Source organism: Paractinoplanes hotanensis (assembly GCF_023717965.1).
Classification (GTDB): Bacteria; Actinomycetota; Actinomycetes; order Mycobacteriales; family Micromonosporaceae; genus Actinoplanes; species Actinoplanes polyasparticus.
The window spans coordinates 1-11476 of the sequence record NZ_JAMQOL010000043.1; the positions used below are offsets into that span (position 1 = coordinate 1).

General features: G+C 68.5%; 7 protein-coding genes. 3 read left to right on the forward strand and 4 right to left on the reverse strand.

Annotated elements, in window-relative coordinates; all coding sequences use genetic code 11:
- Positions 1–3541: 3541 nt before the first annotated feature.
- Together LXN57_RS48210 and LXN57_RS30050 are read left to right on the forward strand one after the other, a co-directional pair.
- Positions 3542–4438, forward strand: a complete 897-nt coding sequence (locus tag LXN57_RS48210; protein ID WP_308206666.1) for a hypothetical protein — start codon at positions 3542–3544, stop codon at positions 4436–4438.
- Between the two features lie 1233 nt (positions 4439–5671).
- Positions 5672–6649: a hypothetical protein gene (locus LXN57_RS30050; RefSeq protein WP_251801568.1), complete on the forward strand. Its 978-nt coding sequence runs from the start codon at positions 5672–5674 to the stop codon at positions 6647–6649.
- Positions 6650–6652: 3 nt separating this feature from the next.
- Here the strand turns inward: LXN57_RS30050 and LXN57_RS30055 are convergent, their stop codons facing one another.
- Both LXN57_RS30055 and LXN57_RS30060 read right to left on the reverse strand, forming a co-directional pair.
- Positions 6653–7615 (reverse strand): D-alanine--D-alanine ligase family protein, encoded by a 963-nt coding sequence (locus tag LXN57_RS30055; RefSeq protein WP_438872931.1) that lies wholly within the window; start codon positions 7613–7615, stop codon positions 6653–6655.
- Between the two features lie 8 nt (positions 7616–7623).
- Positions 7624–8934, reverse strand: a complete 1311-nt coding sequence (locus LXN57_RS30060) for an aminotransferase-like domain-containing protein (RefSeq protein ID WP_251801570.1) — start codon at positions 8932–8934, stop codon at positions 7624–7626.
- Between the two features lie 189 nt (positions 8935–9123).
- Here LXN57_RS30060 and LXN57_RS30065 point away from each other — a divergent pair, with 189 nt between their 5' ends.
- On the forward strand, positions 9124–9792 hold the full coding sequence (locus LXN57_RS30065) for a GNAT family N-acetyltransferase (protein WP_251801571.1): 669 nt from the start codon (positions 9124–9126) through the stop codon (positions 9790–9792).
- Here LXN57_RS30065 and LXN57_RS30070 read toward each other — a convergent pair.
- Both LXN57_RS30070 and trxA read right to left on the reverse strand, forming a co-directional pair.
- Entirely contained in the window at positions 9789–10937 is a 1149-nt protein-coding gene (locus LXN57_RS30070) for an N-acetylmuramoyl-L-alanine amidase (RefSeq protein ID WP_251801572.1), read from the reverse strand. The two genes, LXN57_RS30065 and LXN57_RS30070, sit on opposite strands and share 4 nt — an antisense overlap.
- A gap of 97 nt (positions 10938–11034) precedes the next feature.
- On the reverse strand, positions 11035–11361 hold the full coding sequence (trxA, locus tag LXN57_RS30075; protein ID WP_221383357.1) for a thioredoxin: 327 nt from the start codon (positions 11359–11361) through the stop codon (positions 11035–11037).
- Between the last annotated feature and the right edge of the window lie 115 nt (positions 11362–11476).

Sequence of the window (11476 nt, forward strand, 5' to 3'; positions counted from 1 at the left end):
GGAGCCGGGAGCCGGGAGCCGGGAGCCGGGAGCCGGGAGCCGGGAGCCGGGAGCCGGGAGCCGGGAGCCGGGAGCCGTTTCACGTGAAACGGCGCAGGAAACAACGGCTCAGGCAGCCGTCAGCGCCATCATTTGCCACAGAGAGGTGGCGCCACACCCCGCGCAGAGGCCATCAGTCACCCGACGGGAGGACCCCTCGGGAGACTCCCACTCCAGCGACTCGCCCTCCACGCCGACCTAGAAACAAGCTTCGGTAAGTCGCGACGCCACCGAGGGATCATGCCGGCGGGCGACGTTTCGCGGACGCCAGGGCTACCGACACCATCCGGGTCGTGCTGCTCGAATCAGCCGCCTCGGTCCCCTGGCTGGACGCTTCGCCCCGCGTCTCTCATGGCGTTGGCAGGAAGTCGGTCCGAGCGAGGGTTGCCGCGCTATGGGATGCGATTGCAGCGTCGACAACATGACCAGTCAGGCGAGCAAGCCCAAATACCCGCGCCAACTGACCCTTCCTCCGCATGGGGACGGCCATCAGGGAGAAGCCCGCCGAATCGGCTTCGGAATGCCGACAAGGCCCTCACGTCGCCCCACCCCGGAGTCTGGGATCCCCGCATCCACCAAATCATCTGGCCGTTCGGCGCGTGGTTGCGACGACCACCTTGGTCGCTCGATCAACGGTCCACCACCGCGCGATTGACCAACACCGCAACCGGTGACTCGGTCGCAAAGTAATCCGCACGGAGATGCGTAGCGCGTCGTGAGGTGGAGTTCAAACGCTCGCCATGGACGACAACTTCAATCGTGCTCACGATCAACTCGACTGGCGGAGTGGTCGTCGGCACTCGGCCGATGTGTTGTGGCACGTTTGGCGCCGGTCTTCCGAAACACACTCTGCGCACGTGACACCAGGCAGCTGCCAGTCTGAAGTTCAACGGACATCGGCTCATGTGCGCTGTACTGGAAGTCGTCTCGGTGAAGCTCGCCGGCGCCTTACGGCACCATCGGGCGGGCTGGCCTTGCGCAGCGCAGCGGACGGTGGGGACCTGCCTAGCAGGAGCAGCAGGCCGAATCCTCCGTCGGCGTTGCTGCTGCCGCTGTCGCCCCCGGTGCCGTCGCCATCGCTGCCGCTGCCTGGCCGTTGCCGGGCGCTCCCCGCTGCTGGCACCACTGCCCCCATCGGCTGTCTTCGCGCAGCGCTGCGGATTGTGGAGAACCTGCCCCCGCACTGTGGAAGTAGTCGAAGCCCCCGTCAACGTTGATTCACGCCGACGGCGCGACCACCGCCACGGCTGCGACGCCAGCGCCGATGTCGCCGCTGCTGGCATCGCCGCTCCGCTGCTTTTCCACTGCGCGGATTGGAGCATCGTCTACCCAGTCCCGTTCCCATACCGTCCTGCGTTTCACGGATTCCGCGCCGCCGCGTCGCAACGTCAGACCGCACCTCCGTCGGCGAGCGCCCATACCGCTTCGGCTCGATACCAAGCTGCGGCGTCCTTCTGCGGCCGCACCGACCGGTTCTGGGGCTTTCACGCCTTCCTGCCGCTTCGTTCACCGCCCCCGTCCGGCGGGCGGGTCCCAGAGCTAACCGCGGGTTTGTACCGTGCCATTTTGGTCGTCCCGCCTACGCGCCGCCTTGCCGCTGTGGCTGTGGCTGTGGCTGTGGCTGTGGCTGTCGGAACTAAGCCGATCCAAACGCTATCGCTGCGGTGCGGGCACAGTGAATGTCGCCGTGGCCGTTCGAACGAGGGCCCGCCGGGCGAACAGACTCGCGCGTCCACGCAGTGACCAGCGCTTCGCGCGGCACTGTGGCCGCGACGGTGGCTGTCGAATTGACGGGGTGGCTTGCCGCGGTCATCCGGACTTACGGTCCGGGCCTTCACAGCACCAGCGATCGACCACCCAGCCGACTTCATAGCCACCAACTCGGTGACACTCGATCATGGCCACGGATTGATGGCCAGGACTCGTCTCACATGGCGCCGATGCTGCCCCCACTCGACGACGTTCACACCGTGGGCCGGACCCAACGTCACGGCGCCTGGCCGATCCCACCACGTCATTAACAAAATCATCGACCACGCCGCTGGAACCCGGCATCCGGCACCCCTGCCGGTGCCGGTGCCGGGTAGCAGGAGCAGGTCGTGTCCAGCCTGACCGCTCGTGGAGCCAGCACGCCTGAACGGGTATTCGAGGCCAAGGCTTGGGGCGGCAAGCCGAAATCCCAACCTTTCGACAGCGCCGCATCGTCTCAGTCGACGACAAAGGGCCGAACCGCTGGCGGGTCAGAGGAATCCGACTGCCAACCCCGGCAACTGGCTGCTGCCCATCTCGTCCCGCACTTCAAGGGAGGTGTCAGCTGAAGCTCAAGGTTCCAACATCGAGCGAATGAGAACCCTCATCAGGATTGCAGGCCGACGGCTGCCAACCGCGACCGCCTACGAAATCGACGCCCACATCGCCGAGACCGACGCGCCGGCCAGCTCTACGACCTTCCAACAACTCTGGCCGGCCGACAGTCCGTTCAACGAACCCGAACACTCGGACGCCGCTGACCAGGTCCTGGCTGCCTACCCTCAAGCATCGGTCCGAACCAACGGCCGAAGACAAGCAAGTCGTCGGAGTCGCCGACTTAACGACAGGCAGAAGCCGGAGCACAACGTCGGCAAGCCGCCCCCGCGCATGCCACGTGAACGCTCCGCGTCGCCTCGGCTGCGGCGACCTCCCCAAGCACGTCAAGCGAATCGGGACCTCCAAGCATTCGGGCTGAAGCACCGCTGACCGCGAGACAACCCAGCGGAAGAGAGATCGAGCCGCGCGGCACTCGAGCTGTTACGTCAGCTCACAGGACCATCTTCGGCCGCCAACCCAGGTGCAGGGCACACAGTCAATCGGGCGGGCCCGCCGCTGTAGGCGGCAGCTCCGGGGAGGAGCGCAAACTGATCCCGCGGGACATCGTCTGCCAACCTGTCCGTCCCCAGGCCCAGGCTCAGCCGTTCCTTCACGGTCGTTAAGGGGAGCGCTTGCGGGTAGGGCGACTCGTCATGTGCCTCGATCGCATTGACAGCTCGTTGAACCGCAGGTCCTGGCCACGGTTCTGAGCTGTCGTTGGAGTGGCGTAATGCTCGGCCCTCTGGCTGCTGTCACCTGAAGTTGGTGTGGTTGTGGGAAGGGCAGGAGAGGCGGTGGATGGCGTGGGCTGGATGTACGGCAGGAAGTTATCCACAGGGTGTGGGTAACGGCTGTTGAGAAGCCTGGTAGTGGTGTTTCACGTGAAACGGCGTTGATGTGGCGTTGGCGGTTGGCTGCGGTATCCACAGGCAGTGCAGGGCTGCGACGTCGTGTTTCACGTGAAACTGGTTGGCCTGTGGATAACTTCTGTGGATAACTTTTGGTGTGTGGGGGCCTCCACAGACGGTGACCGTGGTCTACGCCGTTCGGCGCGTGAAGACCGGTTTTGTGGATGGCTCAGTTGCCGCGAAATTGACTCGGGACAGGGGGTCCGGGCTGGGCTAAGGTTCGCGTCGTGGCCGACAACATCCCCCCGCTGCCCGACTTCACGCGCTGGCCGTCGTTCCCGTTCGAGGGCGATATGAGAGTCAAGCCGCTGGCCGCTCCCGTTGACGTCGAGCCGCCGCGTAGCGGTGAGGATGCGGCTGACTGCGTCGCCTGCAACACGCACGATGAGGCTTACATCTGGATCAGTGAGCGCTGGCGGGTGCGGGCGATGGACCGGCCCACTGGACTGCCGATGGTTCTCATCCTTGAGTGCCGATCACACCTCGACATCGGCGACCTGCCCAACCTCCTTGCGGCCGAGCTCGGTGTCATGACAGTCCGACTTGAGCGCGCGATTCGGTCGCTCGATGGCGTAGCTCGGGTTCACGTGAATCGTTGGGGTGATGGCTCGGCCCATCTGCACATGTGGTTCCTCGCGCGCCCGCACGGCCGGCTACAGCTGCGCGGCACCTTCTTGACTCTGTGGGACGACATTCTCCCTGCGATCCCCGAGCAGCAATGGCGCGAGAACTTGGCTCTGGTCGCGGCGTGGCTGGCGGACTTCGGCGGCACCGCGCTTGCCGAGCCGCCACACATTCAGTGGGAGTCGCCCTCCACCATCGCCTACGCCGGCACTCGATCCGACGCGCCGGCTGACGAGCCTCTCGCCGCGGACCCGGCCGCCGATGCCAGACACGGCTCCCCCAGTGGCACGCTCCCAGTCGCTGACATCGGGGATCGAGCCTCTGACAGTGCATACCCGAACCAGGGGCCAGCACGTCCGGTCGTCGATCCAGCGAGCCCAGCAACTGCGTGGTCGAATGGCGATGAGGCGCGCCCAGCCGCACTGGACAACGCACACGTTCGGGAGGGACACCTTCGGGACGACGACATCCCGACCCAGCGGACCGGTATTCCAACGCCGGACCCCTCGGCAACTGCGTAGTCCCGCATCACCAACGCTTAGTCGCCGCTGCCCTCTGCCCTGCTGGCGTAACGCCCGGCGACCGTGAGGCCCGGCGACCGTGAGGCCCGGCGACCGTGACGCCCGGCGACCGTGACGCCCGGGAGGCCAGGAGACCCGGCCACCGGGACGCGGACACGGCGACTTCTTGACTCCCGGACTCTCCTACACCGGAAAAGCCGCAACACTCGGCCACCCGGACCCCGAGAAGCTCGAGCACAGGACGTGCCGACCGCCGGACATGCTGACGCCAGATACGCCGGAACCCGGCCGGGCGCGGGTAGAGCGCGACACTCAGACGCGCTCGGCCCCGTGATTACTTATCCCGATTGGAGCCGGCCGAGCCTAGCGATCGACGGCGCGAACGGGCAGATGGTCCTGCGGCACAAGCAACGGGACGCGGGTCGGAGTTCGAGGAGGTCCCCGCTGCCACGCGGGGGTGGTGCATCGCTAAGAGCATCCGCGAGCATGTGCCACATGGCGCTTGGTGCGCTGCCGAGTCGGCACAGCGCGAACGCAGCGCGGTCCGCGCTGCGGCTATCTGTCGGTGCGTGCGCCCCGATATCGGCTGAGCGCGATGCGGTTCCGCGGCCTGCTCTATGTTCGCGCGCCGGATGCCGGTTGAGCACAAGCGCATTGACCTCCGCGGCCAGCTACATGTTCGCGCGCACCCGCATGTCGTCTGAGCTCGAACGCGATGCGGTCTGCGTTCTCGCGTTCGCGCGTTCTCGCGTTCGAGAGGGCAGTGTGCAGTCGGCCTCTACTGCCGGTTAGGGGCGTATTTGTTTCTGCTCTGCGGGATCGGCGGCATACCAGCTGAGACCGGAGCCTCGGACGGCTTCTCGGCTGGGTAAAAGAAGCCCTTGACCGCCGTCCGCCGATGGTCTGTCGGTTCCTGCGATGCGTCCGTGGGTGCGGTGCGTGCGGTGCGTCGGTGCGTGCGGTGCGTGGGTGCTTGCAGTGCATGCGGGGGCTGCAGTGCATCCGGTGCGTGCTGTGGACAGCGCCCGCCCCGCCTGGTCGTGCTGGCGATCGCAGGTGGACCGAGGAGTGCTTGAGCGCGGGCGGACCGGGGGACGGCGCGTTTGGGGTGGTTGTGGAGCAGCGACCGCGCCAGCGAAGAACTCGGTAAGAGCTTCAGCGCAGCGTGCGGCAAATCGGTGGTGCAGGGGAAGGTCGAGGCGTCAGGATCTGGCGATGAGGCTCGAGCAAGTCGTGGAGCGGTTCGCATTGGGTGCTGTGACTGCCGAGCCCGTGAAGGTTGTCGGCGGATTGTCCAACGAGATGTGGCGGGTGGCGACCGCACTCGGCGAGTTCGCCGTCAAGCGGATGGTCGTCAACGCCGGACTGCCGCAGTTCGTCGGAAACGTCGAGAGCGCCTTCCGGGTGGAGAGGCGGGCCTGGGCCGCAGGGGTCGCGATGCCTGAGCCCGTCGCGGAACCCGGCACCGGGCGGGCTCTGGTCCGTGTGGATGGGGAACTCTTCCGGGTGCATCGGTGGGTGGAGGGGCGGGCAGCTGCCGGGCCGGCTGCAAAGGGCGCGGAACTCCTGGCGAGCATCCACGCGGCCGGTGACCCTCGGTGGGAGGCGGCTTCCGGCTCGGGCTGCGGTGGCTCGGGCTGCGGTGGCTCGGGGCGCGGTGGCTCGAGGCGCGGTGGCTCGGGCTGCGGTGGCTCGGGGCGCGGCTCGGGATGTGATGGCTTGGGGTCCGGTGGCTCGGGGTGGGATGGCTCGCGGTGGGGCGGAGCACTTGCTCGCCTGGGCGAGCGGGTAAGGCCGGCGCCAGACCGGATGCTGATGGTAGACAGCCACCGCGACCTCGACCGGAAGAACGCGCTTGTGCGCAAGGACGGGAAACTGCTCGCGCTCGACTGGGACGCAGCCGGACCGATCGGCGCCGTCCATGAAGTGGTGGCTCTGGCGCTCGACTGGTCGGACCGGGACGACCAGGAATCCGAAGGCACGTTCGTCGAGGCGATCAGCGCGTACCGCCGGCGGACCGGTCTGGTCGTTGCGGCCGAGCCGTGGGTCTTCGGCGGTTGGGTGGCGGCGGCGGGCGGCTGGCTCGACTACAACGCGGACCACCGCGCCGGGGAGGAGCTCGGGCAGGCCGAGATCGCCGCGACCCGCGAGCGGATGCTTGCGCTCGCCGGTGGGCTGGATGACTGGCTCGGCGCTCTCGCCCGCGTTTGAGACTCAGCCGGCGGAGCGGGCGACGGCCCGGTCGACCAGCGTCTTGAGGATGTGGCCCAGGTCTTGGCCGGCGGCCTGCACGGCCAACGGCAGCAGCGACGTCTCGGTCATGCCGGGCGACACGTTGATGCCCAGCACCTGAGGCGAACCGTCCTCGGGCACGATCAGGTCGACGCGGGACAGGTCTCGCAGCCCGAGGGCCTTGTGGGCGGCCAGCGCGGTCTCCGACACCCGAGCCGCCACCTCGGGTGACAATCGGGCCGGCGTGTGCCACGTGGTGAGGCCGGCCGTGTAGCGGGCCGCGTAGTCGTACACGCCGTCGCGCGGGACGATCTCGACGATGGGCAGGGTCTGGGGGCCGCCGCCGAGGTCGACGATCGAGACCGCTACGTCCATGCCGGGCACGAACTTTTCGACGAGTGCCGTGGAGTCGTACGCGAAGCACCCGACCATTGCCGGCGGGAGTGCGCTTTCCTCGCGGACCACGGCGGCGCCCAGGCCGGAGCCGCCCTGGGCCGGCTTGACCATCAACGGCAGGCCGAGCCGGTCGACGATGCGGTCGAGCACGGCCACCGCACCCAGCTCGGAGAAGCGGTCGTGCGGCAGCGCCACCCAGTCCGGCGTCGGGATGCCGGCCTCGCGCAGCATCGACTTGGCCGACGGCTTGTCCCACGCCAGGCGGGCCGCTCGGGCGTCACAGCCCACGTAGGGCACGCCGCACAGGTCGAGCACGCCCCGCAGCGAACCGTCCTCCCCTGTGGCGCCGTGCAGGGCGATCAACACCGCGTCGGGCGGGTCTTCCTGCAGCGACGGCAGCAGGGTCACGTCGGCGTCGCGCATCTCGGCGCTCAGGCCGGCGGCGCGCAGCGCGTCGAGGACGCGGCGGCCGGAGCGCAGCGACACGTCCCGCTCGTAGGAGAGGCCGCCGGCCAGGACCATCACGCGCACATCGTCACCCGTACCCATGGAAGAGATCATGCCAAGTCGGGGCCAGGGGCATCCGCGGCGGCCGTGCCCCGGCGACGCGCGTGCGAGCCGCCGACGGACGGGCCGAAGACCGCGCGCATCGCCAGCTCTTGTTCCATCACCCCGGACAGCCGGCGGATGCCCTCGCGGATGCGTTCGGGCGACGAGAACGAGAAGTTGAGCCGCATGTTGTTGCGGCCCGTGCCGTCGGCGTAGAAACCGGTGCCGGGCACGTACGCCACCCGCGCGGCGATCGCGCGCGGCATCATCGCCTTGGAATCGAGGCCCTCGGGCAGCGTCGCCCACACGAAGAGGCCGCCGGTCGGGTGGGTCCAGCTGGTGCCGGGGGGCATGAGGTCGCGCAGCGAGGTGAGCATGGCGTCGCGGCGCTCGCGGTAGATCTCGCGGTAGACCTTGATCTGTTCCTGCCAGGGCATCGTGGACAGATACTGCGTCACGGCGCCCTGGGCGAACGCGCTCGGGCAGAGGACGTTCGCTTCGCTCATCATCACGAGCTTTTCCCGTACGGCGTGGGGCGCGAGGATCCACCCGACGCGCAGCCCGGGCGCGAAGGTCTTGGAGAACGTGCTGACGTAGAAGACACCCTCACGGCGGCGGGCCCGCATCGGCAGCGGCGCATCACCCTCGAACGACAACATGCCGTACGGGTCGTCCTCGACCACCAGCAGGCCGGCGCGCTCGCAGATGTCGAGCACCTGTTCGCGCCGCTCGCCGGTCAGGGTCACGCCGGCCGGGTTCTGGAACGTCGGGATCGTGTAGAGGAACTTCGCCTTGCGGCCGGACCGCTCGACGGCGGCGATGGCCTCTTCCAGCGCGGCCGGGATCAGCCCCTCGTCGTCCATCGGGACGTGTTTGACCTGTGCCTGGGCGGCCTGGAAGACACCGAGTGCGCCGACGTAGCTGGGGCCCTCGGCGAGCACCACGTCGCCCGGGTCGAGGAACAGACGGGCGAGCAGGTCGATCGCCTGCTGACCGCCGACGGTGACCACCACGTCGTCGGGGGACGCGCCGTGGATGCCGGAGATCGCCATGACCTCACAGATGCGCTCGCGCAGGTCGACCGTGCCCTGGCCGATGCCGTATTGCAGAGAACTCGCGCCCTGTTCGGCGGCGAGCTGGTTGAGCATCTCGCCCACGGCGTCGAGCGGCAGGGCGGCGATGTAGGGCGAGCCGCCGGCGAGCGACACGACCTCGGGACGACTTGCCACGGCGAACAGTGCGCGGATCTCGGAGGTGGTCATGCCACGCACACGACGCGCGTACCGATCGGTGTAGTCGTCCTGGGTTGTGCCGGTCATGCGGCTTCACCTCGCCAGTAAGAAGGCTCGACAGTTGGAGGCACCGGTGCCGATGTCCGATCGTAGCCGTGTGGTGCGACGGAAGCCCTCGTTTAACCAGTCACCTTGCCCGAGCTGGTCCCGTTCATGACTATTGCGGCGTAGGATCCCACCCGGGGCGCTGGGCCCGATGACGCCGAGGGGGATGCAGTGTCGCGACGCCTGGTCAACCTCACGCTGGACACGCTCGGGGACCTTCCGAGGCCGTGCAGCCAGTGCGTTTTCTGGGAACTCGACCCGGTGTCGGCCGAGCGGGCGTGCGCCTCCGGCGACCCCGGACTGGAAAAGGAAGCCTGGGTCTCGCAGACCCTGCTCGAGTGGGGTTCCTGCGGCAAGCTGGTCTACGTCGACGGCATGCCCGCCGGTTTTGTGATGTACGCCCCGCCGGCCTACGTCCCCCGTTCGATGGCCTTCCCGACCTCGCCGGTGAGCGCCGACGCCGCCCTGCTGATGACCGCGCACGTGGTGGCCTCGTTCGCCGGCGGCGGGCTGGGCCGCATGCTCGTGCAGGGCGTCGCCCGCGACCTGACCAAGCGAGGGGTCAAGGCGATCGAGGCGTTCGGCGACGCGAAGTTCGGCGAGGCCGACGACGAGAAGCAGCCGGGCTGTGTCGCCCCGGTCGACTTCTTCCTGTCGGTCGGGTTCAAGACCGTACGCCCGCACCCGCGTTTCCCCCGGCTGCGCCTCGAGCTGCGCACCGCCCTGTCGTGGAAATCCGACGTCGAGTACGCGCTCGAGAAGCTCCTCGGCTCGATGAGCCCCGAGACACTGCTGCGGCCGGTGCGCCCGGCCACAGCCACCCGCAGCGTCGAGAGTTAGCTCTTGCTCGAGAGCGCCATCCGCAGCTGGCGCACGTCGATCGACCCGGTGGGCACGTCGGCCTCGACGGGGTAATACATGCGCTGCACGGCGGCCAGGATCGCCTCGACGATCTGCTCGCGGAACAGCGGGTTGACCAGCCGGTCGCGGTCGAGCGGCGAGGTCAGATAACCCAGGTCCACCCGTACGGCGGGCATGCGGGTCAGACGCAGCAGCTCCCACGTCTTGGCGTGGATGCGGCAGTCCCGCATGCCGGTGCGGACGACGATCTCGCGCTGCACCAGGTTGGCCAGCCGCTCCCCCACCGTCGAGCTCAGCCCGCTGCCCGTGCCGTAGTGGTAGGTGGCGACACCGTCGGCCACCTCGTTGTCGTGGCCGTCGAGGTGCAGCGAGATCAGCAGATCGGCACCGAGGCTGTTGGCCAGACCGGCTCGTTCGGCGCTGCCGATCGGCTCAGCCGGCTTGGGCCCCCGGGTCAGGTGGACCCGCATGCCCGCCGCGGCGAGCCGGCCCTCGAGGCGGTTGGCCAGGTCGTAGACGAGGTCGGCCTCGCTCCAGCGCAGCGGGCCGTCGGGCACCAAGACGCCCTGGTCGTCACCGCCGCCGTGGCCCGGGTCGATCACGATGGTCTTGCCGACCAGGTTGGTGCCGGCCCGGCGGAACGCCTCGGCCTCGCGCAGCCACTGGGGGCGCCCGCCGACGACCTTGCGGCCGAGCTGGCGCAACGCCTTCATGGTCTGGGGGCCGCAGGAACCGTCGGAGGTCAGGCCGACCTCACGCTGGAACTGGGCGACCGCGCGGGCCGTGCGCGGGCCGTAGATCGAGTCGGGCCGGCCCGAGTCGAAGCCCATCTCGAGGAGACGTTCCTGCAGAGTCCGGACGTCCTCGCCGACGAGCGCGTCGGGCACCGAGTGGAACAGGGTGCGGGCGCCGAGCCGCCAGCGGGACGCGTCGAGGGCGCCCCACGTCTCGTCGCCGACCAGGCCGTCCACACCCAGCCCGCGGTCCTGCTGGAAGGCCCGCACCGCGGTGTCCATGGCGTCGTCGAAGACATCCCCGGCGGACTCCAGCAGTTCGAGTCCGACCAGGATCGACCGGATCTCGGCAACGGCCGGGCCGCTGTCTCCACGTCGGATGGAACGCACGCGCGACTCCCTAGGAACGAAGGACGACTCTGGGCAGAGTACTCCGCACACGCCGACGCCCCGCATCCTCGAGGGCGCGGGGCGTCGGCGATGAGTGTCAGAGAGCCGATTCGATGAAGTTGACCAGGGCGCTCTTGGGTTTGGCGCCGGTCACCGAGCTCACCGGCTCGCCGCCCTTGAAGATCGTCAGGGTCGGGACCGACATCACCCGGTAGGCGCGCGTGGTCTCCGGGTTCTCGTCGATGTTGACCTGGACGATCTCGACCTTGTCGCCCATCTCCTTGGCGATCTCGGCCAGCAGCGGGTCGACCTTCTTGCAGGGCGCGCACCACTCCGCCCAGAAGTCGACCAGCACGGGCTTGTCCGACTGCAGCACGTCGCTCACAAATGTGGCGTCGGTGACCGCCTTACCTGCAACTCCCACTACGACCCTCCAGGTCTTCTCGCGGCGTCTCTTTACAGCTCGACGAATGAGGCGATGAAACGCTCGGCGTCCAGGGCCGCGGCGGTGCCGGTGCCGGCGGCGGTGATGGCTTGGC